This window comes from Streptococcus oralis, from assembly GCF_001075675.1.
Lineage (GTDB): Bacteria > Bacillota > Bacilli > Lactobacillales > Streptococcaceae > Streptococcus > Streptococcus oralis_V.
Genome location: NZ_JUNW01000004.1, coordinates 23,055 through 47,160 on the forward strand (window position 1 = coordinate 23,055; position 24,106 = coordinate 47,160).

25 protein-coding genes and 1 other RNA gene are annotated in these 24,106 nt (G+C 42.3%); 1 reads left to right on the top strand and 25 read right to left on the bottom strand.

Annotation, left to right across the window (positions count from 1 at the left end; genetic code table 11):
• Window positions 1-132 precede the first annotated feature (132 nt).
• From purF to ADM50_RS00965, 15 genes are all read right to left on the bottom strand, one after another.
• Window positions 133-1,575, bottom strand: a complete 1,443-nt coding sequence (purF, locus tag ADM50_RS00900) for an amidophosphoribosyltransferase (RefSeq protein ID WP_044020025.1) — start codon at window positions 1,573-1,575, stop codon at window positions 133-135.
• Window positions 1,576-1,736: 161 nt separating this feature from the next.
• Window positions 1,737-5,462, bottom strand: coding sequence for a phosphoribosylformylglycinamidine synthase (locus ADM50_RS00905; RefSeq protein ID WP_049484210.1), 3,726 nt, complete (start codon window positions 5,460-5,462; stop codon window positions 1,737-1,739).
• Window positions 5,463-5,663: 201 nt separating this feature from the next.
• The gene (gene purC / locus ADM50_RS00910; protein WP_049484211.1) at window positions 5,664-6,371 is read right to left on the bottom strand and encodes a phosphoribosylaminoimidazolesuccinocarboxamide synthase; all 708 of its coding nucleotides are present in this window, start codon (window positions 6,369-6,371) and stop codon (window positions 5,664-5,666) included.
• A gap of 168 nt (window positions 6,372-6,539) precedes the next feature.
• Window positions 6,540-7,889 (bottom strand): competence pheromone export protein ComB, encoded by a 1,350-nt coding sequence (gene comB, locus ADM50_RS00915; protein WP_049484212.1) that lies wholly within the window; start codon window positions 7,887-7,889, stop codon window positions 6,540-6,542.
• 12 nt (window positions 7,890-7,901) lie between these two features.
• Entirely contained in the window at window positions 7,902-10,055 is a 2,154-nt protein-coding gene (gene comA / locus ADM50_RS00920; RefSeq protein WP_049484213.1) for a peptide cleavage/export ABC transporter ComA, read from the bottom strand.
• A gap of 434 nt (window positions 10,056-10,489) precedes the next feature.
• On the bottom strand, window positions 10,490-10,678 hold the full coding sequence (locus ADM50_RS00930) for a hypothetical protein (protein WP_049484215.1): 189 nt from the start codon (window positions 10,676-10,678) through the stop codon (window positions 10,490-10,492).
• 37 nt (window positions 10,679-10,715) lie between these two features.
• Window positions 10,716-10,937, bottom strand: coding sequence for a hypothetical protein (locus tag ADM50_RS09690; protein ID WP_049484216.1), 222 nt, complete (start codon window positions 10,935-10,937; stop codon window positions 10,716-10,718).
• A gap of 24 nt (window positions 10,938-10,961) precedes the next feature.
• Window positions 10,962-11,117: a hypothetical protein gene (locus tag ADM50_RS09610; protein WP_000661692.1), complete on the bottom strand. Its 156-nt coding sequence runs from the start codon at window positions 11,115-11,117 to the stop codon at window positions 10,962-10,964.
• Window positions 11,118-11,266: 149 nt separating this feature from the next.
• Window positions 11,267-11,443: a hypothetical protein gene (locus tag ADM50_RS09615; protein WP_193390674.1), complete on the bottom strand. Its 177-nt coding sequence runs from the start codon at window positions 11,441-11,443 to the stop codon at window positions 11,267-11,269.
• 12 nt (window positions 11,444-11,455) lie between these two features.
• Complete coding sequence (locus ADM50_RS00940) at window positions 11,456-11,605, bottom strand: class IIb bacteriocin, lactobin A/cerein 7B family (protein WP_001052546.1); 150 nt, start codon at window positions 11,603-11,605, stop codon at window positions 11,456-11,458.
• Between the two features lie 17 nt (window positions 11,606-11,622).
• Window positions 11,623-11,766, bottom strand: coding sequence for a class IIb bacteriocin, lactobin A/cerein 7B family (locus tag ADM50_RS00945; protein WP_042901918.1), 144 nt, complete (start codon window positions 11,764-11,766; stop codon window positions 11,623-11,625).
• 453 nt (window positions 11,767-12,219) lie between these two features.
• Window positions 12,220-12,456: an acyl carrier protein gene (locus ADM50_RS00950; protein WP_049484217.1), complete on the bottom strand. Its 237-nt coding sequence runs from the start codon at window positions 12,454-12,456 to the stop codon at window positions 12,220-12,222.
• 5 nt (window positions 12,457-12,461) lie between these two features.
• Window positions 12,462-13,454, bottom strand: a complete 993-nt coding sequence (plsX, locus tag ADM50_RS00955; protein ID WP_049484218.1) for a phosphate acyltransferase PlsX — start codon at window positions 13,452-13,454, stop codon at window positions 12,462-12,464.
• Complete coding sequence (gene recO / locus ADM50_RS00960; protein ID WP_049484219.1) at window positions 13,451-14,221, bottom strand: DNA repair protein RecO; 771 nt, start codon at window positions 14,219-14,221, stop codon at window positions 13,451-13,453. The genes plsX and recO overlap by 4 nt, the downstream gene beginning before the upstream one ends.
• A complete protein-coding gene (locus ADM50_RS00965; protein WP_049484220.1) occupies window positions 14,218-15,387 on the bottom strand; it encodes a pyridoxal phosphate-dependent aminotransferase in 1,170 nt (389 codons plus the stop codon). The genes recO and ADM50_RS00965 overlap by 4 nt, the downstream gene beginning before the upstream one ends.
• A gap of 151 nt (window positions 15,388-15,538) precedes the next feature.
• Here ADM50_RS00965 and ADM50_RS00970 point away from each other — a divergent pair, with 151 nt between their 5' ends.
• Window positions 15,539-16,549, top strand: a complete 1,011-nt coding sequence (locus tag ADM50_RS00970) for a YeiH family protein (RefSeq protein ID WP_049484221.1) — start codon at window positions 15,539-15,541, stop codon at window positions 16,547-16,549.
• Between the two features lie 27 nt (window positions 16,550-16,576).
• Here the strand turns inward: ADM50_RS00970 and ADM50_RS00975 are convergent, their stop codons facing one another.
• From ADM50_RS00975 to comW, 10 genes are all read right to left on the bottom strand, one after another.
• On the bottom strand, window positions 16,577-17,014 hold the full coding sequence (locus ADM50_RS00975) for a CoA-binding protein (protein WP_049484222.1): 438 nt from the start codon (window positions 17,012-17,014) through the stop codon (window positions 16,577-16,579).
• A 120-nt stretch (window positions 17,015-17,134) separates the two neighbouring features.
• Window positions 17,135-18,103 carry a ribose-phosphate diphosphokinase gene (locus tag ADM50_RS00980; RefSeq protein ID WP_049484223.1) on the bottom strand — a complete coding sequence of 323 codons (969 nt, stop codon included), beginning with the start codon at window positions 18,101-18,103 and terminating at the stop codon, window positions 17,135-17,137.
• Window positions 18,104-18,317: 214 nt separating this feature from the next.
• Complete coding sequence (locus tag ADM50_RS00985) at window positions 18,318-18,812, bottom strand: beta-class carbonic anhydrase (RefSeq protein WP_049484224.1); 495 nt, start codon at window positions 18,810-18,812, stop codon at window positions 18,318-18,320.
• Window positions 18,813-18,884: 72 nt separating this feature from the next.
• The gene (radA, locus tag ADM50_RS00990) at window positions 18,885-20,246 is read right to left on the bottom strand and encodes a DNA repair protein RadA (protein WP_080983043.1); all 1,362 of its coding nucleotides are present in this window, start codon (window positions 20,244-20,246) and stop codon (window positions 18,885-18,887) included.
• 13 nt (window positions 20,247-20,259) lie between these two features.
• On the bottom strand, window positions 20,260-20,832 hold the full coding sequence (locus ADM50_RS00995; protein WP_161801131.1) for a histidine phosphatase family protein: 573 nt from the start codon (window positions 20,830-20,832) through the stop codon (window positions 20,260-20,262).
• Window positions 20,777-21,220: a dUTP diphosphatase gene (locus ADM50_RS01000; protein ID WP_000701984.1), complete on the bottom strand. Its 444-nt coding sequence runs from the start codon at window positions 21,218-21,220 to the stop codon at window positions 20,777-20,779. The genes ADM50_RS00995 and ADM50_RS01000 overlap by 56 nt, the downstream gene beginning before the upstream one ends.
• 59 nt (window positions 21,221-21,279) lie before the next feature.
• Window positions 21,280-21,374: signal recognition particle sRNA small type (ffs, locus tag ADM50_RS09240), an RNA gene on the bottom strand.
• A 32-nt stretch (window positions 21,375-21,406) separates the two neighbouring features.
• Window positions 21,407-21,874, bottom strand: coding sequence for a tRNA adenosine(34) deaminase TadA (gene tadA / locus ADM50_RS01005; protein WP_049484226.1), 468 nt, complete (start codon window positions 21,872-21,874; stop codon window positions 21,407-21,409).
• Between the two features lie 200 nt (window positions 21,875-22,074).
• A complete protein-coding gene (locus ADM50_RS01010; RefSeq protein ID WP_049484230.1) occupies window positions 22,075-23,361 on the bottom strand; it encodes an adenylosuccinate synthase in 1,287 nt (428 codons plus the stop codon).
• Window positions 23,362-23,605: 244 nt separating this feature from the next.
• Window positions 23,606-23,839 carry a sigma(X)-activator ComW gene (comW, locus tag ADM50_RS09695; RefSeq protein WP_049484227.1) on the bottom strand — a complete coding sequence of 78 codons (234 nt, stop codon included), beginning with the start codon at window positions 23,837-23,839 and terminating at the stop codon, window positions 23,606-23,608.
• Window positions 23,840-24,106: the final 267 nt, after the last annotated feature.

The following is a 24,106-nucleotide window of genomic DNA, read 5'->3' on the forward strand; positions in this document are numbered from 1 at the left end:
TAGCTTTGGTCCCATAAGACAAAGCGTCTACTGACAAATGCTTTAGCTTTTAGTCAGTAGCGAGACGTGGAGCATAAGCATTTTTATTTGTCATCTTCTCTTCCTTTCCTTTCATGGAGAGTCTTTATCCGTCTATTTGTAAAAACTGGTCTTATCCCCCAAGCTTCTACGATATTCTTCCTCATAGTCGTAGAGAGGAGTTGGGTAGTCTCCATCAAAATAAGCGACACAGAGACCACCATTCGGCGCATCTGTTTCAATCCCAATGGATTCAATCAAGCCATCAATCGAAAGATAGGTCAGGCTATCCGCACCAATGATTTGGCAGGTTTCTTCGACTGTATGATTAGCCGCAATCAACTCCTGACGCGTCTGGATATCAATCCCGTAGAAGCATGGATAAGCTAGCGCTGGACTACCAATAGCAACGTGAACTTCAGAAGCCCCCGCTTCTTTCAAGAGCTGAACGATACGGCGAGAGGTTGTCCCACGAACAATGGAATCATCAATCATCACCACACGTTTTCCTTTAACGACACCCGAAACGGCTGATAGCTTCATCCGCACCCCTTGCTCACGCAATTCTTGAGTCGGTTGGATAAAGGTGCGTTGCGTGTATTGGTTTTTGATCAGACCCATTTCATTTGGCAGACCAGATTCTTCTGCAAATCCCATAGCTGCGCTCAGCGAGGAATTTGGCACACCGACCACAATATCTGCTTCGTGCTTGAACTCACGCGCTAATTGAGCCCCCATACGTTTGCGAGCTGTATGGACATTGACCCCATGGATGTTAGAGTCAGGGCGAGCAAAATAGATATACTCCATAGAACAAATCGCCAACTGGGTATCATTCGTATAACTATCGTACTGGATACCATTGTCATCTACGATTACAATCTCTCCTGGTTTCACATCACGAATCCACTCAGCACCAATGACTTCAAAGGCACAGGTTTCAGACGAAACCACCACCGCTCCGTTTGCCATTTTTCCGATAGAAAGCGGACGGAAGCCATTAGGATCAAGCGCAGCAATCAACTTATCCTCAAATAACAAGATATAAGCAAAGCCACCTTTGACAAGGCTGAGCGCCTCCTTGATTTTGCCCATCAAGTTCGGATTGTGACTCCGACGAATGAGGTGAGCCAAGATTTCCGAGTCCGAAGTTGAACTGAAAATAGCTCCTCTTTGTTCCAATTCTTTCTTGAGCGATTCAGCATTGGTCAAGTTTCCGTTGTGAGCAAGTCCAAACTGCATATCGTGAAAGCGGAAGAGAAAGGGCTGGATATTATCTACAGAAGCTTCGCCAGCAGTCGCATAACGAACATGCCCAATCGCGCTCGCTCCAGTCAGTTTATCCAAATTAGCTGGATTTCTGAACACTTCTGATAAAAGCCCCATATCACGATGACGCTTCAAGTTCCCCTGGTCATTAGAGAGGATTCCTGCCCCCTCCTGACCACGGTGCTGAAGACTGTGGAGTCCGAAATAGGTCAATTTAGCAGCATCTGGATGCCCCCAGATACCAAAAACACCACATTCTTCATTAAGAGATTTTACTTCGTATGTCATTTTTTATACCTAATTTTTATTTTTGCATCATTCCTTCAGTAGAGCCGAATGATACGGTAGAAGCTCGTTTCACTCGCAAAACAAACCTTTTGCAATCACCAAGAACTAAATCTACATGACTTTTACATTACGGATACTATCTATTAGAAAATCTGCAAGTCTTATTTCCCAGTAAAGTATTTAACCGCCGACGCGAACAAGTACTGGTCTTTATTTCCTGGAATATTTTGGAAGAGACCGTCTTCATAACGTTCTGAGTGTCCCATTTTACCGATGATTTGGCCGTTCTTGCTGGTAATTCCTTCGATGGCATTTACAGAACCATTTGGATTGTACTTAGAATCCATACTTGGCTTGCCTTCAAAGTCAACGTATTGACTAAAGATTTGACCATTATCACGGAGTTCAGCAAATTCTTCAGCCGTCACGACAAACTTCCCTTCACCGTGCGATACTGGAATGGCGTGGATATCACCCACTTGCACTCCAGCCAACCATGGCGAGTTGGTATTGGCAATACGAGTTTCCACCATCTTCGCTACGTGCTGGTTGGCATCATTGTAGAAAAGGGTTGGGCTAGTACTGCTAGCATCCTCAAAGTTCCCATATGGAAGAAGACCTGATTTGACGAGGGCTTGGAATCCATTACAGATACCAATAATCAAGCCACCACGAGCGATAAAGTTATCAATAGCTACACGCACTTTTTCATTAAGCAGGATGTTGACGATAAACTTGGCTGAACCATCTGGCTCGTCCGCAGCTGAGAAACCACCCGCAAAGAAAAGGATATTAGCCTTGCCAATATTGTCAACCATAGTTTCAACTGACTTGACAATAGCCTCTTCATTCAAGGTCACGAATGGCACCAAGTTAACCTCTGCACCTTCTTTTTCGAAGGCTTTAGCTGAGTCATATTCTGAGTTGGTTCCTGGGAATACTGGGATGTAAACCACTGGTTTTTCAATAGTTCCTTTGACTTTGATGACTGCGTTAGAAGCGACAGCTGGCACTTCTGCCAGTTCTTTAGTTTGGGCAAATTCAGTTGGGTAAACTTCTTCCAGCTTTCCTTGGAAGGCACTGTCAAGTTTCTGTCCATCTAACTTCACACCGTTGACAAGGAGTGTAAAGTTGGCACTTGTTTGTCCAATCTTCTCCACTCCAATGATTTCTTCAGGAGATGTGAAGACAAATCCGCCTAATTGAGCTGTCAAAGCTGTTTCAAGTTCAGGCAAGTTTACCTCTGCACCAATATGGTTTCCAAAGGTAGTAAGAGCTAAGCTTTCAAGGACACCACCATATTTAACAGCTGATGCAGATGTCACTTTGTGGTCAGCTTGGATGGCTTCAAATTGAGCAAAGTTTTTCTTAATCAAATCAAAGTCGATATCAGCAGAAAGAGCTTGACCTGGGATGTAGTAGATATTTTCACCAGCAGTCTTGAACTCAGGAGAGAGCACCTTACGGCTATCTGCTGTCGTTACCCCAAAGGCAACCAAGGTTGGTGGCACCGTCAATTCTTCAAATGTACCAGACATAGAGTCCTTACCACCAATAGATGGCAAGCCAAGTTGGATTTGTGCTTCGATAGAACCTAGGAGAGCTGCTACTGGCTGACCGAAACGCTCTGCTTGCTTGTCCATCCGCTCGAAGTACTCTTGGTATGAGAAACGAGCCTTGGACCAATTGGCACCTGTCGCCACTAGACGAGCAGTCGCTTCGATAACTGCGTAGGCAGCACCGTGGTATGGAGACCATTCTGCTAGATAAGGGTTAAATCCTTGGGCCATAACAGACGCAGTGTGAGTCACACCGTGCTGAACTGGCAATTTCTGCACAGATGCCTCAGTTGGTGTGAGTTGGTAGCGACCACCAAGTGGGTGATTGACCGTTGAACGACCGACCGAGCAGTCAAAGATGGTCTGCAAGCCTTTTTGACTCGCATGGTTGATGTCAGATAGTACCGCAAGGGTATCTGCTTCAAGTGTGTTAGTACTTGTTGTGCGTTCTTCTGGGAGTTTGACATCCTTGTCCACAACCTTGGCATCAACGACTACGCGCACACCGTTTGTATCAAGGAAACGGCGTTCCAAGTCGACAATCGTTTCACCATTCCAGTGCATGACTAGATTTGGTTTTTCAGTCACTGTTGCCACAACAACCGCGTCAATATTTTCTTTATTACATTCTGCGACGAAGGCATCTACGTCTTCAGGACTCACCACAACTGCCATCCGTTCTTGTGATTCAGAGATAGCAATTTCTGTACCATTCAAGCCTTGGTATTTAAGAGGAACCTTGTTGAGGTCGATTTCAAGACCATCTGCCAATTCACCGATAGCCACACAGACACCACCTGCTCCAAAGTCGTTGGATTTCTTGATGAGACGAGTGACATCGCCATTACGGAAAAGGCGCTGAATCTTACGTTCTTCGATTGCATTCCCTTTTTGAACCTCAGCACCGGCAGTCTCCACAGATTCAACTGTTTGAACCTTAGAAGACCCTGTCGCACCACCGACACCATCACGTCCAGTCTTGCCACCGAGCAGGATAATGACATCCCCCGCTTCCGGTTTTTCACGGACAACATTACCCTTTGGAGCCGCACCGACAACTGCGCCTAACTCCATGCGTTTAGCTACAAATCCAGGGTGAAAGTACTCACGAACGTAGGTCGTCGCAAGACCAATCTGATTCCCGTAAGAAGAATAACCATGAGCCGCTGTCTTAGAAATGACTTGTTGTGGCAATTTCCCAGCACGCGTTTCTGAAATCGGTGCTGTAATATCACCTGCACCTGAGATACGCATGGCTTGGTAAACATAAGAACGCCCTGACAATGGGTCACGAATAGCTCCACCGATACAAGTAGCAGCCCCACCAAATGGCTCAATCTCCGTTGGGTGGTTGTGGGTTTCATTTTTAAACATGAGGAGCCAAGGTTCCTTGACACCATCAACGTCCACTTCGATTTCAACCGAGCAGGCATTGATTTCGTCAGACACTTCCATATCGTCCAAACGACCATTAGCACGCTCATAACGACCGAAAATAGTCGCCATATCCATCAAGGTTTGTGGTTTTTCAGAACGCCCTAACTCCTCACGCATGGCAATATACTTGTCATAAGTCGCTTGTAATTGCTTTTGAAATTTAGAAGCTGAGAAATCAATCTGTTTCAACTCTGTCTCAAAAGTCGTGTGACGGCAGTGGTCAGACCAGTAAGTGTCCAAGACCTTGAGTTCTGTTTCCGTCGGCACGCGCCCAATTGACTTGAAGTAGTCTTGGATAAAGAGCAAATCATCCACTTCCATGGCCATCCCTTGTTCGGCCTTGTAGCGAGCAAAGTCTTCTGCTGTATAGCTTTCAAAGAAGGTCAATTTAGGAATAGTCTTGTCTGACTCAGAAAATTCCTGCTTGGCAATCCCTGTCGTGATATCCTTGAAACGAGAATCAACTGGGTTGAGCAAGTAGTTCTTGACCGCTTCCAACTCCGTTGTATCAATATCTTTATTAACCAAGTAAAGTTGAGCTGTGTTGACTGTCACATCACTCGAACTTCCCAGTAAAAGCAAGGCTTCCTGTGAAGAAGCTGCACGCTGGTCAAATTGCCCTGGCAGGCTTTCAATAGCAAAGAAAGCATAGTTGGCAAGATCTGCTTGCACAGCCGCTTCATCCAAGACATGGTCTGTCACCTGCTCAGAGAAGATATGCTTCTCGGCAGGCGCAAACAAGTTCTCTGCCAAGTCAAAGACATCATAAACCTGCACAATGCGAATACTTTTCAAAGTTGACAGTCCCAAGTTGTGCTGGAGCTCCCTTACCAAACTCTCTGACTTGACTTGAAAATCAGCCTTTTTTTCAACAAAAATACGTTTATTCATCAATTCTTATTCCTTTATTTCAGCTCTTGCAATGTTCACAAATGACCTTGAAGGTGTTATTTTAAACCTTGCAACTTTTCCCAGACAATCTCGTAGACGCTGGTTAATTTACCTAGCCCCCGACGGAGTGAAAAGGTCCAGGGGACCTTTACAGCCTGAGTCCTTACATCTGAAAGACGAAGGTTTTCCGTTTCTAACAGCTTATTTCAAAGCCTGCAATTTCTCCCAGACAATCTCGTAAACGTCTGTTAATTCTCCAAGACCTCTACGGAAAACATCCTTATCCATATGGTTACCATCAGCATCCCACAAACGGCAGTTATCTGGTGAAAACTCGTCTGCCAAGATAATCTTACCATCCTTGTCAAAACCAAACTCTAGCTTAAAGTCAATCAATTTAAGTCCAATTTCAGCAAACCAAGCTTTCAAGAGCTCATTGATACGACGGGTTTCTTCCTTCAAGTAAGCAATCTGCTGATCATCTGCAATTTTCAGAAATTTCACATGCTCATCATTGATAAAGGGATCATCCAAGTCATCGTTTTTATAGTAAAATTCGACAATTGGAGTCTCAAATGCGATACCTTCTTCTACGCCAAAACGTTTTGAAAAGGAACCAGCTGTGTAGTTGCGGAGCACAACTTCCAAAGGAATAATCTCAACCTTTTTATTGAGCTGTTCCGTGTCCGAAATTTTCTCCACAAAGTGAGTCGCTACACCAGCCGCATTTAATTTCTCAAAAATAAAAGATGAAATCTGATTATTTAACACTCCCTTGCCCGCAATCTGCTCCTTCTTGACACCGTTGAAGGCAGTTGCCTGGTCCTTGTAAGTTGAAATAATGAGATTTTCATCCTCAGTTGTATAGATATCCTTGGCTTTTCCCGAATAGATCAGTTGTTTTGACATTTTAAAGTTCGCCTTTCGTTTTACTTGAGCACATTCTACCACAAAAATATGAAAAATTCAAGGTTTTTACGAATAAATAACGTTTCCCTATTTTAAGCGTAAAGAAAAACTGCAAGATGAACTCTTCTTACAGTTTTAAAATCATTTATCCTCTGAAAAACACGAATATTACCCTTTATTCAAAAATTGATCCCAAAAATAACGGAGATAGCTTTTCTTCCCTGTGATCATCTGCAGGCGGCCTTCTAAACCATAACGAAGTGTTGCAGCCTGCTCCGAAGTTAAATTAGTCTCCGCCTCAATTTTAAAGAAATTTCCTTGTTCAGTCTTTGTAGCTGTCGCATCAATACTTGTAATCGTGGAATCCAGGAAAATTTGATTCTTGGCATCATTAGTCGTAGTATAACGGACAGAATCCCCAATCTTGACTCTAGCAACATCTTTTGAACTGAGATAGGCTGTGAGTTTGGTTTTTCCTTCTTTTTCCAAGGATGGGTAGAGTTGGGCTAGCAGGGTTCCTTCTGCGACCATCGTAGATTCACTAGTCTCAGGATTGAGGTGAAGTACCCCATCCTCACTTGCTGTAATCTTCCCCTTATCGAGGAGACCTCCCTGGACTTTCTTACCCGACTCTGCTTCTAAAATTTTCTGATCCAAAAGAGTTAATTCCTGACCGACTTTAACTAAGTGCTGAGACTTGAGTGATTCCAGTTGACTATCCAGTCCCGTTGCGTGGGCCTGTTGAGCTCCAGAACCTGCATATTGCACACGATACGTAGCTAGGCTAGACTCTAGCTGGGCAATTTGTGCATCCACTTGCGCAATAACTTGCGATTTAGCTTGCGGATCTTCTTCACCTTGATTTTTATAGGTCTGGTAAAAAGAGTAGGCTGGATTCTGACTATCCAGTTGATCTCCCTTTTCAATCGCTGACTTGGCTGTTTTGTAGTCTCGTATTTTTTCCTCTGTTTGGCTGATAAGATTGCCAATCTCGGCCTGGCTCTGACTTGCTGCCGCATTCTGCGAGGAGATGCTGGCATTTTGCTGAGAAACATTACTCCTAAGACTACTAGCTTGGCTGAGATAGTCTCGAAACATCTCCTGATAACCAAACTTATCCGCCTCTGGAAATTGATCACTCCCCTCTTTCAAACTGGATTGCAAATATCCCAACTGCTTTTTTTGATCCTTTAACATCTCCAATTGACTGGCGTATGCTTCGACCTGGACAGCCTCCGCCCCTTGCTGGTACTGAACGAGCAGATCTCCTTGCTTGACCAACTTGTTTTCTTCCAGATAATTGGCCACAATGCGTTGATTGCTAGTCGACTGGATATTGGCAATGATCCGACTCGGTTCGACAGTTGCTCGGGTAGACAAACTAATCTCCTTCTCTGCAAAAACTGCAAATCCCAGTAAAAACATGAACAGAAGTGACATAGGTAAAATCACCCGACTGGAAAAATTATGATAACGACGATTATAAAACTCCGCACTTTCTAAAAATTCTGGTTTCATCTTCTCCTCTTTCTAGCTATTGACCAAATGGGCATAAAAGCCATCCTGTGCAAGCAAGTCTGCAGGGGTGCCTTCTTCGACAATCTTGCCCTGATCCAAGACAACAACCTTCTCTGTCCGCTCAGCGATGGTCAAGCGGTGGGCGATGAAAATCAAGGTCTTGTCCAAAGCCATGAGATTATCAACAATCCGCTTCTCTGTCAAAATATCCAGACTGCTGGTCGCCTCGTCCAAGATCAAGACAGGCGCATCTGTCAAGAGAGCACGCGCCAGAGCGATTCGCTGACGTTGTCCACCTGAAATTCCAGCCCCATCCGAAGTTAATTCTGTCTGGTAATTCAGTGGCATGCGCTCGATATCCTCTCGAATCTCGGCCAATTCGACTGCCCGTAAGATATCCTCTTGAGTCGTCCCCTCCTTGGCTCCCAAAAGAAGATTCTCCAAAATCGTTCCGTTAAAGACATAGGGCTGTTGAGGCAGATAGTTGATATACTGGCGCAGGGCTTTTTTATCAATCTGATTGAGATTGACACCACCCAGACTAATCTCCCCTTGACTTGGGTCGTAAAAATTAACCATCATCTTGGCCAAGGTGGTCTTTCCTGACCCTGAAATCCCCACAAAAGCCACCTTAGACCCTTGCGGAATGGTCAAATTGATATCCGACAAGACGTCACGACCATAGCCATACTTGTAGTGAACCTGTTTAAAGGTCATATCCCCTTTCATCATGCTCAAATCTTCTACCGTTTTCTTCTCCTCAAACTCCGAAGCTACTAGATAAACCTCATTTAAGCGATTATTGGCAACCTGCGCTGTCTGAAGTTTGGTTTGTAGGTTAATGATATTTTCCAAAGGATTGGTAAAGTAAACAAGCAGGGTGTTATAAGTAATCAGCTGACCCAAACTCATTTTCCCATCCATGACCAGAATAGCTCCCAGCCAGAGAACAGCAACATTGAGCAGGAGCTGGGCAACTTTTTTCAGTGCCTTTTGCTGGCTTTCTGCCCGACTGTAGGTAAAGGATTTTTTCAGATAAGCCACAAATTCCTTATCAATCTTTTGATAGCGTGAACTTTCACTAGTCAAAGATTTAATGGTCTCAATACCGTTGATGTCCTCGATGATAGAAGAAGACAGAACCGCATTGGCTTCCATGGTATCACGATTCATCTTTTCAAACGGCTTCATAAAGGCAAAGATAATCACTGTATAGATGGGAAGCGCAAGTAGACTAATGAAGAAGAGCGTCATATTTTGTGAAAACAAGACAAGCGAGATAATCAAAATCGTCGACACATCTAGGAAAATCGACAGAATGGTCGACGCCAACGCATCGATGATACTGTTAGCATCCGTAAAACGAGATACAATCTCTCCTGTCCTGCGTGTTGCAAAAAAGGACATCGGCAGGTGAAAAACATGCTTGATGTAGGACAAAATCACATCAATTGACAGGCGTTGCCCCAGAACAAGTAAGAGGTATTCCTGCGCATAGGACAAAATCTGCTGGAGGATATAGACGATGACTAGTCCCATTGAGATAATACCCAGTGTCGAGCGCATCTGGTCTGGGACGTAACTATCAATGATGGACTGAAGGTAGTAGGAACCTACGATATTGATCAAGGTCACCAAGAGTGTCGCTAGGACGATATTGGTAATTAAGCCACGCTGCTTGAGTAAGATCGGCAAGAAGGATAGGAGTCCCTGTTTTTTCTCCTTATGAGGTTTATAGTCCGGTGATGGTGCCATAAAAATACTAACCCCTGTCCACTCTTGCGCAAATCGCTCACGGGAAATCTTGGTCAGCTTGATACCAGGATCTGGATCAGCGATATGAATGTGCTTTTTATCCTGACCTATCACCACATAGTAGTGGAGCAACTTCCCTTCCTTGAGCACATGAGCCACAAAAGGAAAGGTCAAATCTGGCAAATCAAAGAGCGTCATATCCGCCTTGATAGCCCGCGTCTCAAATCCAATCTCCTCTGCCACCTTTACAAGTCCCAAAGCGGTCGTCCCATCCATGGTCGTCTTGGCTAACTCTCGTAGATGAGCCAAGGAGTAATAACTACCGTAGTAACCAAAGACCATAGCCAAAGAAGCCACGCCACAATCCATCTGATCCACCTGGGGACGATAGTGCCTTTTCCTAAATTTCATATCTTCTCCTTTTTCTAACAATCTCTTTAAAAATTTGTAAGATTATTTTAACCAAATAAGGATAAAAACAGGAGAATATTCCCAAATAAACCATTTTCGCGCCTAAAACGCACTTTAAAAAGCATAAACTATCATTTAAATGTAAAAAAGCAGAACAAAAGTTCTGCCTGTTTAAAGTAACCGTTAAAAAATGAATGCCTAGAAATAAACTATTCTGAAATGATATTTCTATAAAGTAAGATAAATGTCATCAAGGATGATGGAATCCTAGGTATATCAAAAAATTCAAACCATGTAGGTAGATTTATTTTGTTTATATCGGCCACGATTCTAATAATTAGATAAGCCATCGAGCTAAATAATACAGTAGTCTCTGGCCAAGTTTTTCCTAGTAATTGAACAACTTTCATCTCAAACTCCAATCTGATGGTCCATCAATTCCCACTCGTACTTTCTTTTGTTTTGTACTTGTATCCTACATAAAACAGACCAAGCAGAATTGGATAGTTTTCTGGATAAAACAGAGTATTGATCGGATTTTTCATAATCAAATACGTTGCGATATAAAGAATAATCGATACGACAAAATACCCCTCAGCAAATCCTAATAAGATTTTTTTCATAGCAGACTCCTATTTACATGCACAAAATCCTTTTCATTCAGATTGATCTTTTATAGTTTTGATTATTTTTCGTCAAATCCTTACAAAAAATACCAAAATAGCTCGAAGCAAGCAAACCAACTACAGTCCATTGCCAATCAAAAGATACTAGCGAACCCGTACGAATTAGATGAAGCGTAAGATTAAGACCTATTCCTAACAAAGGAAGTATAGTGGCTAGCTTAGGTAACAATGTATTGAGATTTAGGTTACGATTCATAGTTAATTTCCTTCTATATTTAGATTAACGTCTACTTCCTAGATAACGCCCATACATATAAGCAGCTACTCCTAATACACCCCAAGCTATTGCTGTGGAAGTAGTGACAATGAAGCCTCCTTCAGTAAGAGCCAAATCTTCTTCTGTCATGATATCAAATTTTTTATCCATTTCTTTCATTTTTCTCTCTCCTTTTTAAATAATACTGGCTAATCCAATAGCTACTCCAACCAAAATCCCTACTATTCCTAAATTAGTTCTTATTTCATTGATAATAATTAAAAGATGACTATTCAATAGCAGTTGCCATACACTAAAAATAGTTCTCTTTAAACCTTGTCTTTAGCTAAATCCAAGTAATTCATCATCAAAATAAGGATCGGAACAACTAATTCTGTTTGGAAATATTTTTCAACATTAAAGGTGATTACATTTAAATCTCCCAATATGCAAAGCACTCCAAAAATAATTAGAACTGCTCCCATTACATTTTTTAGATTTTTCATACAATTCTACTTTTATCCAAATTTACGTTTTAAATCTTGACCAATTAATCGACCACCAAGGAAAATTGCTACTCCTCCAGCAATCATGGCTATGGTAATTAAGCCACCTTCTGTATTCATCAATTCTTCTTCTGTCAATTCTGTCCATTTATTTAAATTCATTTTTTCTCTCCTTATTATTACATAAAATAGCCCCAAGCAATACCACCAATTAGTAAGACACCTCCTACAACTACAGCGGTAACCGACCCCCCATCCACATCCATCAACTCTTCTTCTGTAAGAGCTACAAAGTTCTGTTCCATTTTGTCAAAGTTTGTCATCTTTTTTCTCCTTTATTTTTATTTTTTTAGTTTACGGTTTCTAGGCTTTAAACCATTTTAAAAACCAGAATGGGTAAATTACTGAAATCATTCCCTTATCTCCTTCCTTTTCTTCTCACTTATCTATTCGAGAAGTAATTTAAAATGAACAGGTAAATTTCATTTATTTTAAATACCATTTGATCAACCATGGCAATAAGATTGGTAAATACATCGCGTAATCTCCTTCCCTTTTTCCTTACCTATCTATTCGAAAAACAATTCGAAAATGAACAATTCATTCATTTTTATTTTAAAAACCACTTAATAAACCACGGATAAAAACCGATCACATACATAAACGTTCCTCCTTTTTCTTTCTCATCTCTTTATTCGCAATTTCTACTAAAAATTTTAACGTTTTTCTTTCTTCTGCAAACAAAAAAAACAACATGACTTGCATGTTGCTTTTGGCTATATTTTACCTTTAATGGTTTCGATTACATCTGTTACACTTTGAAGATGGTCAATTTCCTCATCAGTGATTTCGATACCAAATTCATCTTCTAGCGTCAAGACGAACTCCATCAAGTCCACTGAGTCTGCATCAAGATCATCCTTCAAACTCAAGGCTTCTGTTACGGCAAAGTCTTCTCCCTGTCGCTCTTGGATAATGGTTACAATACGGTCAAAAATTTCTTTTTCTGTCATCTTTTTTATTCTCCTGAAAATTCACGCGCAGTCTGAGCAACTACGTCTGTTTCTAGCATGGTACGAATCTGACGAATCGTACTGTACACAGCCTTGGCATCACTTGAGCCATGAGTTTTTACAACTGGCGCCTTGACGCCAAACAAGACTGCTCCTCCAACATCTGAATAGTTGAGCTGTGTCTTCAACCCCTTAAGACTATCCTTGAGAAGTAGAGCACCTAGCTTCGCTCGAAGACCACCACCTGTAATAGCTGTCTTGAGCAAGCCCATAATTCCCATGGCTGTCCCTTCAATGGATTTGAGAACAGCGTTTCCCGTGAAACCATCTGTTACGACAACATCCGCAACGCCATTCATCAGATCACGCGCTTCCACGTTTCCGACAAAGTTCAAACTTTGATCAGCTACTAGCAAGTCGTATGTTTCCTTACGAAGCGGATCTCCCTTGCTGCTTTCTGTTCCATTGTTGAGCAAACCAACACGTGGTTTCGAAATCCCACGAACATTTTTCGCATAGAAGGAACCCAAAACAGCGTATTGATGCAGATGATGGGCTGTATTTTCCGCATTGGCTCCAAGGTCTAGCATGTCAAAGCCTTTTCCATCAATGGTCGGCAAGGTAGACATGAGTCCTGGACGATCGATATTTTTGATACGACCCACAATGAAGAATCCTGCAGCCAACAAGGCACCTGTGTTACCAGCAGAGAGGACAGCGTCTGCTTCTCCCTCTTTAACAGCCTTAGCTGCCAATACCATGCTGGCATTTTTCTTCTTACGGATAGCTTTTGTCGGCTCATCGTCTGAGTTGATTTTCTCATCCGTATGGATAATGCTGACGCGCTCTGTCGCTGTTAGATATTGCTTAATCTTACTTTCATCTCCGTAGAGTTGAATCTCAATATCTGAAAAGTCAGCTAGGGCTTGATTGACACCCTCAACGATGGCCTGAGGTGCATAATCGCCCCCCATAGCATCTACTGCGATTTTTTTCATTTGTCTTCCTCTTTTAGTAATTGTCCCCAGTCGGCTAGGGAATCAATAAATTTCTTTGATTTTAGGTGAATCCCAACGTACTCTTCGTAGAGTTGATCCATAAATTGGCGTAGCTCTTGCTTGATTTCAGCCTTAAGCGAAATGGTCTCCAAGGTTTCAAAATCAATGGCTTGAAATTGATTGAGCAGATAAGGGATATTGGGGTTGAGATGACAACGTCTCTCATCTTCATGATAATGCTCTGGGCAAAGGCAGGCTCCATATTTAAAAGAAAAGTCAAAGGCCTGACCGACCCGATGGCAACAGACACACTCATTAAAATTAAGGCTGATTCCAAATCGAGTCAAGATTTGAATTTCAAAAATATTGGTCAAAACCTGATAATCTAAGCCTGCTTCCATCAACTCCAGAGTCTTCCTCAAGAAAGCAAACAAGGGAGCATCCTGCTGATTATCCTGCAAACTAGCATCTGCAAGAGCAGCCACATAGGTTGCATAGGCCATGACAAAGAGATCACTATTAATCTTGGGAAAGGTAATCACCTCGTGATAGTCCTCAATGTAGCTAAGCCCATCATCATTGATACGCAAGAGAAATCGTGCCAACACCAATGGCTGAATAACTGGAGCTAGTTTGGATTGGCCAGCATGCTTCACAAAAAACATGCGCTTACCTGCCTGTTCTGTAAAGATTTTAACAAGCTTATCATCCTCTCGAAAGTTTCGATTGTAAAGTACTAAACCCTGACTCGTAATCGATTGAATCATACTTCTCTCATGTACTCCTCAAGTCGTTTCATAGCTTCTCTGATGGTTCCCATGCTAGCTGCATAAGATAGGCGAACATAGCCTTCTCCATACTGACCAAATGCAGCACCAGGAATAAAGGCAACAGCCTTCTTCTGGGCAAAATCCTTCAGAAAAGCAAAGGAATCTTGATTGTAACCCGCTGGAATCTTAGCAAAGATATAGAAGGCACCGTCTGGTTTGATAATCTCAAAACCAAGAGCAGTCATTTTCTCGATAATATAGTCCCGACGCTGGATGTATTCCTTCTTCATCGGTTCCGCATCGTTTTTACCAGCCGTCAAGGCTTCCACCGCAGCATGTTGAGCCATGGTATTTGCGGCAGTAACCAAGTACTGGTGACTCTTGATTAACTGGGCTGTGAAGGCCGCAGGAGCGAAAATCAGACCTAAACGCCAACCTGTCATGGCATGCGATTTAGACAAACCATTGATAATAATAGCCTGGTCTCTCAACATAGTTCCCAGAGACACATGGGCTTCGCCTGTATAGGTCAATTCTGAGTAAACTTCATCACAGACAACAAAAATCTCATACTTGCGTAAAACAGCTGCCAAGGCTTCCAACTGCTCCCGACTATAGGTAATTCCTGTAGGATTAGCTGGATAGTTAAGAATAACCGCCTTGAGCTTGTCTCCCTGCTCCAAAATGGCCTTCTCCAACATTTCAGGAGTCAAGACAAAACCATTTTCAGTCGTATCAATCTCGACAATCTCTGCCCCAACTAGGTTGACAATCGGCTCATAGCCTGGATAGGCAGGAGCTGGCAAAAGAACCCTGTCTCCTTCTTCTAAGATAGCTGTCAAAGTAGCAGATAAAGCCTCTGTCGCTCCGATAGTAACCAAGATTTCATTTTCAGGATTGTAGTCCAACTGGTATTTTTCTTTTACAAAATCACTAGCTGCCTGACGCAAGGTCAGTAAACCGCTCATCCCTGTATAGTAGGACTGGTTCTGGTCAATCGCTCGCTTGGCTGCCTCCTTGACATGATCTGGCGTCGTAAAGTCAGGCTCTCCCAAGGTCAAACGCAGAACTCCAGGGATCTCTGAAATGGCCTGATCAAACTGACGAATCAAGGACACTTGAATCTTATCTAATTGTTTATTAAAGCGCTTGGTTAAGTCCATAGATACCCCCTTACTTGCAGAACATAGTACTATTATACTACAAAAGCTCCCTGACCGCAAAATTCCATTTTGAGTTAATCCTTTCTGTTTTCTATTTTACTTTTCTGATGGATAAGCTTATAATAAAAAGTGCTTATTTTCGGAGGTTTATATGTCATTTTTATCAAAAAATGGGGCAGGAATCTTGATCTGCCTTCTCATTTCTTTCATATCCTGGTACCTAGGAGGATTCTTTCCTGTCGTGGGAGCACCTGTCTTTGCGATTTTTGTGGGGATGCTCCTCCATCCTTTTCTCTCTGCCTACAAACAATTGGATGCCGGCTTGACCTTTAGTTCAAAAAAATTGCTTCAATATGCCGTTATTTTGCTCGGTTTTGGTCTCAATATCTCGCAAGTCTTCGCAGTTGGGCAATCTTCGCTCCCTGTTATCCTCTCCACTATTTCGATTTCCTTGATTGTTGCCTACCTCTTCCAGCGTTTCTTTGCGCTAGACACAAAACTAGCTACCTTGATTGGAGTGGGATCTTCGATCTGTGGTGGTTCTGCCATTGCTGCGACAGCACCCGTTATCCATGCCAAGGAAAAAGAAGTGGCCCAAGCCATTTCCGTTATCTTTTTCTTCAATGTCTTAGCAGCGCTTATCTTTCCAACTCTAGGAACTTGGCTTCACCTATCCAACGAAGGCTTCGCCCTCTTTGCAGGAACCGCAGTCAACGATACTTCTTCTGTAACGGCCACAGCCAGCGCATGGGACAGTCTCTACCAGACCAATACCCTTGAGTCTGCAACCATTGTTAAACTCACGCGCACCCTCGCCATTATTCCTATCACGCTCTTTCTCTCCTATTGGCAAAGCCGCCAACAAAAAAATAGTCAGGGTTTCCAACTAAAAAAAGTCTTCCCACTTTTTATCCTTTACTTTATCTTGGCTTCTCTCTTAACAACTCTCCTTACCTCTCTCGGTGTGCCCGGTAGTATCTTTACCCCTCTTAAACAACTCTCCAAATTCCTTATCGTCATGGCCATGAGCGCCATCGGTCTCAAAACCAATCTCATTGGATTGATCAAATCCAGCGGTAAATCCATTCTTCTCGGAGCCCTTTGCTGGATTGCCATCATCCTCACCAGTCTTGGCATGCAAGCATTGATTGGTATTTTCTAAGACAAAAGGTAGCCCACTGGCTACCTTTTATTGTTCAAGAATTAAGCGTGTGTGTTCTCTCTTGATACAGCGATTCATCACGATGTCGTCGCATCCTCCAGCACGCAAGATTTCTTCCGCTTCTAGACTTTCTAGACCTAGTTGTGCCCAAAAAATCTTGGCATCAGCCTTGAGAAAATCACGCGCCACATCTGGTAAAAACTCGCTACGTCGGTAAACATTGACAATATCGACAGGAAAAGGAATATCAGCTAGGCTTGCATAGGCCTTTTCTCCCAAGATTTCGCCACCTGCAGCCTTGGGATTGACTGGAATGATTTTATAGCCCCGAGCCTGCATTTCCTTAGTCACTCGATTGCTAGTTGTTTCTTCACGATCGGACAAGCCTACTACCGCTAACGTTTTACTAGTTGCAAGATACTGACGTACCACACCATCACTTGGATTGATAAATTCTTGGCTCATAGAAATCCTCCTTTTCCATCAGTATAGCATATTTTGAAAAGGCTTGCAGATTTTGACTACAAAAAATCTCCTAGCAAGAAAAGAAACCTGCTAGGAGAACGATCTATTTCAAGTGAAAGTTTAGATTTTTTTCTCGATACTAAATAATGGAGAAAGAGGACGTTTTTCGTGGATACGTACAATGGCATCTCCTAAGAGATGAGCAATCGAAATTTGTTCAATCTTATCAATCAAACGCTCTTCTGGTAGGTAGATCGTATCCAAAACAACCAATTTCTTAATAGCTGATTTTTGGATATTTTCCATAGCTGGCCCCGAAAGAACTGGGTGCGTACAGCTTGCGTAAACTTCAACAGCACCTGCTTCAGCAAGAGCATCTGCCGCATGACAAATAGTTCCAGCTGTATCGATCATATCGTCAATCAAGATACAAGTCTTACCTTCGACCTTACCAATGATGTTCATCACCTCGCTGGTATTCATCTTGTCTACACTACGGCGTTTGTCAATAATCGCAATCGGAGTTTTCAAAAACTCTGCTAGTTTACGAGCACGAGTCACACCACCATGGTCTGGGCTGACAACAACATAGTCTTGCCCAACCATTCCACGACGTTCAAAGTAGTCCGCAATCAATGGAGCGCCCATCAAGTGATCCACAGGAATATCAAAGAATCCCTGAATCTGCGCAGCGTGCAAATCAATCGTCAACAAACGATCCACGCCAGCCACTTCTAGCATATTTGCCACAAGTTTTGCAGTGATTGGCTCGCGCGCTCTCGCTTTTCTATCCTGACGTGCGTAACCATAGTAAGGCATGACAACGTTGACAGATTCTGCACTAGCCCGTTTCAAGGCATCTACCATGATCAAAATTTCGAGCAGATTGTCATTTACAGGTGAGCTCGTTGATTGTAGGATAAAGACGTGTTTTCCACGGATAGACTCTTCGATGTTGACCTGAATCTCCCCATCTGAAAATTGGCGAACAGTCGATTTCCCCAACTCTATCCCAATCTCTTGCGCCACACGCTCTGCCAATTCTCTATTTGAAGAAAGGGCAAACAGCTTTAAATCAGAAAAAGACATGATTTCCTCCGGTATTTATGTATCACTTGTTTTTTACACAACATTTTCCATCTACCATTGTAGCGCTTTTTCCTTTATTTTTCAATCAAAAATAAAACAAGAGCAAACATTTATACCCTTGTTTTTTACTATTTTATATTAGCTATATTAAAACTAAAAATCCTACATTTTAACAATCGATTTTATGCTAGGATGAGATTTTTTCGAGACAAAGTTAGTATACCTCTCTCATACTTCCTGTATCCACATCATAGACAGCACCTGAAATAACCACATCATCAGGAATCAGTGGAGATTCTCGAAGCAATTGCATATCCTCTCTCACGCTCTCTTCAACATCCTGAAATGGTAAAAAGTCTTGACCAGACACATCAACTCCGAGCTCGAGTTTCAAATGTTCATGAAAACTTTCATTTTCAAAGGTTTGAGCTCCACAGTCGGTATGGTGAAGCACCACGATTTCTCTTGTCCCCATTTGTTGCTGGGAAATCACCAGTGAACGAATCATGTCCTCAGTTACTCGACCACCCGCATTCCGCAAGATATGAGCATCCCCAAGGGCCAAACCTAGAGCTTGCGCAACGTGTAGACGTGAGTCCATACAGGTCACGATCGCTACTCTGGTTTTGGGTTTAAGTGGCAGATTTAACTGCCCATGTAGGGCAACATAAGCCTGATTGGCTTGCATAAACTGTTCAAAATACGACACGATTCCCTCCTCAAAAATTTGATAATCAAATATTTCTCCTATCTTATCATTTTTGAGAGGATTTGTCACAGATTAAGCAAAGACCATTTTCAAAACTTCCTGGATAGTCGTCACTCCTATCACCTGAATTTCTTGAGGTGGTTTAATGCCTGTCAAAGAATTTTTGGGTACATAAATTTTTGTAAATCCAAGCTTCGCAGCTTCATTGATGCGCTGCTCGATACGATTGACCCGTCGAATCTCTCCAGTCAAACCTAACTCTCCTACAAAGCATTCTTGAGGATTGGTTGGCTTGTCCTTGTAACTAGAGGCAATAGCCACTGCAACGGCTAAATCAATAGCAGGCTCATCTAATTTGACACCACCAGCAGATTTGAGATAGGCATCCTGATTTTGCAAGAGAAGCCCTGCACGTTTTTCCAAAACAGCCATAATCAAACTCGCACGATTAAAATCAAGCCCTGTCGTCGTACGCTTGGCATTTCCAAACATGGTCGGTGTCACCAAGGCTTGAACCTCCGCCAAAATCGGACGCGTCCCTTCCATAGTTACCACGATTGATGAACCAGTGGCCCCATCCAAACGCTCTTCTAGGAAAACTTGACTCGGATTGAGCACCTCAACCAAGCCACCTGACTGCATCTCAAAGATGCCAATCTCGTTAGTGGAACCAAAACGGTTTTTGACTGCTCTCAAGATACGGAAGGTATGGTGGCGTTCCCCTTCAAAGTAAAGCACCGTATCTACCATATGCTCCAACATACGAGGACCAGCCAGAGTACCTTCCTTGGTCACATGCCCTACGATAAAGATGGCAATGTTATTAGTCTTGGCCAGCTGCATGAGCTCAGCTGTCACCTCACGCACTTGAGAAACTGACCCTTGCACTCCAGAAATCTCAGGAGACATAATCGTCTGGATAGAGTCGATGATGAGAAAATCTGGTTGGATGCGCTCCACCTCTGCACGAACACTCTGCATATTGGTCTCTGCATAGAGATAAAACTCGCTATCAATATCCCCCAAGCGCTCTGCACGGAGTTTAATCTGCTGGGCAGATTCCTCCCCACTGACATAGAGAACCGTACCAACTTGAGATAACTGGGTTGAAACTTGTAGGAGAAGAGTTGATTTTCCGATTCCAGGATCTCCCCCAATTAGGACGAGACTTCCTGGAACCACTCCGCCTCCAAGTACACGGTTGAATTCCTCCATCTCCGTCTTGGTTCGATTGACATTGATGGAAGTTACCTCAGCCAGTTTCATAGGCTTGGTTTTCTCACCTGCCAAGGACACACGCGCATTCTTGACCTCTGCAATCTCGACCTCTTCTACAAAAGAAGACCAAGCCCCACAGTTTGGACAGCGTCCTAAATACTTAGGTGAGTTGTACTCACAATTTTGACATACAAATGTCGCTTTTTTCTTTGCGATAATAAACCTCTTTCTAAATCTCTACCTCACACTCAATCACTTGGCAAAAATTAATCTTCTCGTCTGGTACAAATTGGCGCATGAGCATTCGATGAGCAACAACTACTACAGTCTCATATTCCCGATACTTAGCCATGCATTCTAGAAAACGAGACTTCATCTCCGCAGCTGTCTCATACGTAATAGGACTATTAGGAAGCAACTCCCCCTTGTTTTCTAAAAACAGGCATCTAGCTGTCTCAAAGTTCTCTATCCCTGCTTCATAGACTTGCCATTCATGCAATAAAGGCTCTACTCTTAAAGGAAGGCCCGTAGCACGAACCACATAAGATGCAGTTTCTAAAGCTCTTGTTACTGCAGAAGACACGAGTATTTCAGCTGAACGGAGTAAAGGATTTTTGCTCAGTTTCCGAGCCTGCAGTCTTCCTTCCTCAGATAAGGGAGCGAGGTCCATCCCAAAACCTGTATAAGAACGTTCCTCTAACTCACGGTAATCTGGCTCCCCATGACGTACAAAGATAATCTTCATCTTAGTGCCCTGTCGATCCAAATCCACCTGTCCGAACACCGTCTGCCTCGTCTCCATCTGCAATTAAGAAAGGAGCAAAGACAGCCTGAACCACACGTTCCCCAACTTCAAGAATAACCTCTTGGTCTGTAATATTCTTCATCTGCGCAAAAATATGTCCCTCATTCCCAGGATTTCCATAATAATCTCCATCAATAACCCCAACAGAGTTGATCAAGACCAGACCCTTCTTGCGAGGATTTGATGAACGGTCATAGAGATAGAGCACTTCTGTCGGCTGCATATAGGCCTTAACACCTGTCGGAACCAAGACAATCTCTCCTGGCGCAATAACCGTACGCACAGCAACCTTTAAATCATAACCAGCCGCGTGAGCTGTCTCACGCTTAGGTAACAAATTTTCATCTGTAAAACTCGAAACCAATTCAAAACCACGAATTTTCATATTTTTCTCTTTTCTATAATCATTTATTCTAGGCTATTTTATCTTATTTATTCGAAAAAAGCACGAAAAAAGAGCACACAATTCACACTCGCTTAGGGCTGCTGGATTCCTCCCCTGACCCGCTTCACGCAGAACTGTTGCTCCACTATTTATTATACCACATTCCCCTCGGTTTTTAAAGAGAAATTATTTTTTCCGTCGATTTCGGAAAAAGTCCTGCATAATCGCTGCACAGTCATCTTCCAAAATTCCCGTTTCTACCTCTACACGATGATTGAGACGCTCATCTGTCAAAATATCGTACAAGCTCCCAACTGCACCAAATTTCTGATTTTTAGCCCCGTAGACTACGTTTGGAATACGGGCAAGCCCAATCGCCCCGCTACACATGACACAAGGCTCAATGGTCACAAAAAGCGTACAATCGAGCAGGCGCCAGCTCTCCTCACTCACATTCGCATTCTCTATAGCCATGATTTCTGCATGCATGACCGCCCGTTGCAACTCCTCGCGCGCATTATGCCCCCTACCAATGATTTCTCCATCCTTGACAATCACACAACCAATTGGAATTTCATCGTGTTCTAAGGCAATCTCAGCCTCTCTCAAAGCCTCTCTCATAAAGGCTTCTTTTTCTTCAACTGTATAATTCATCAATTTTTCCTTTTCCTACTTTTCGATTTTATTATTATATCATGATTCTCAACACAAAAAAAGGCACCGAATGCGGTGACTTAATAGGGAGATTATTATGAAAAAGAAAAGTTTAGGATATTTGTTACAATAAGTTAGGAGGTCTTCTTGTAACTGTCTATAGTATACCCAACCTGTCTTAAACTAATCTTAAAAATCTCCTATGACCAAACACTTTCTAAAATATTAGTTTGTTCACGACCAGGACCTACTGAGAAAGTTGAGATACGAACACCAACCAACTCGCTTACACGACGAACATAGTTACGTGCATTCTCAGGAAGGTCTTCTAAATTACGGACTCCAGTGATGTCTTCTGACCAACCTGGCAATTCTTCGTAGATAGGTTTGCAACGTTTCAACTGCTCAAGACTAGCAGGATAGTAATCAATACGTTGACCATCAAGATCATAGGCCACACAGATTTTCACAGTATCCAAACCACTCAAAACATCGATAGAGTTCAATGAAAGATTGGTAATTCCAGATACACGGCGGCTGTGACGCATCACAACTGAGTCAAACCAACCCACACGACGTGGACGGCCAGTTGTTGTACCGTATTCATGACCTACTTCACGAATGCGATCTCCCACTTTATCAAACAATTCCGTTGGGAAAGGTCCGTCCCCCACACGACTCGTATAGGCTTTACACACACCTACAACCTTGTCAATCTTACTTGGACCAACACCAGACCCGATTGTCACACCACCAGCGACAGGGTTTGACGAAGTAACAAATGGATAAGTACCTTGGTCAATATCTAACATAACACCTTGCGCACCTTCAAAAAGCACACGTTTTCCATTATCAAGGGCATCATTCAAGATTACGGACGTATCTGTCACATACTGCTTGATTTGTTGGCCATACTCATAATACTCTTCAAAAATATCATCAATTGAAATAGGAGTACTGTCATACAATTTTTCAAACAGGCGATTCTTTTCCGCAAGATTGCGTTCCAAGCGTTCACGGAAAATATCCTTATCCAAAAGATCTGCAATACGAATTCCAACACGAGCAGCTTTATCCATATAGGCTGGACCAATACCCTTGATAGTAGTCCCGATTTTATTGTCACCCTTAGCTTCTTCTTGTAGACGGTCTAATTCAATATGATATGGCAAAATGACATGCGCGCGGTCCGAAATACGCAAGTTATCTGTTGTCACACCTTCTTCATGAAGATAAGTCAACTCTTTTATTAGAGATTTAGGATTTACAACCATCCCATTCCCGATGACAGAGATCTTTTCAGGGAAGAAAATACCTGACGGAATCAAGTGCAACTTAAATTTCTTGCCATCAATCACAATTGTGTGACCAGCATTATCACCACCTTGATAACGAGCAATCACTTCTGCATTAGCTGAAAGAAAATCTGTAATTTTCCCTTTACCTTCATCACCCCACTGGGTACCTACAACAACAACTGAAGTCATAATAAAATTCGTCTGAGCTACTAGCAGCTCGTCCTTTCTCATATACATGGCAGGAATTTCACCCGCAATTATATCTTACAATTTATTATAAGAAAAAAATACTATTTTATCAAGAAGAAACAGTAGAAAAGATTTGGAAATTCTCTCATTTCTAAATACAGAAGTCTCTGATTATAAGCTAATTCTATATTTTTTAAAATATATCTATAACCATCGTTCGTAATTATTACATAGATGCTTCCTATTAGATAAGAGTTGTACCACCTTGCAGTAATTTATCTAGATATAGACGATAAGCTGTTCTAAAGTGATATATAGAAAAGTCCCTATCACTTTTAATTTTAAATCGGATTAAGTAATATAGTAAAAACCGAAGATGAAGTGATTCCCACTCTGAACAACTCTGGCCTAAAGAGGCATATTCTTGTTCAACTAGTTTCAAAAAGACGAATGCTCGATCATAAAATTTCTGAAGCATATAAAAATTCCCTTTCTTATTAGTAACACTAGTCTAACAAAAAAAGGAACTAAAAAAGCTTCAAATCCTATAAAAGAAGAATTTAAAGCTAAACGAACTAAAAATAAAATAAAGAGGTAATTACAGATTTAAAAATTAAAATTTGAAATTTCAACAGTCCACTATATTTATAAATAAAAAAACGCTCAGTTGAACGTTTCGATTTATACTCCGCCAGTAGGACTCGAACCTACGACATCATGATTAACAGTCATGCGCTACTACCAA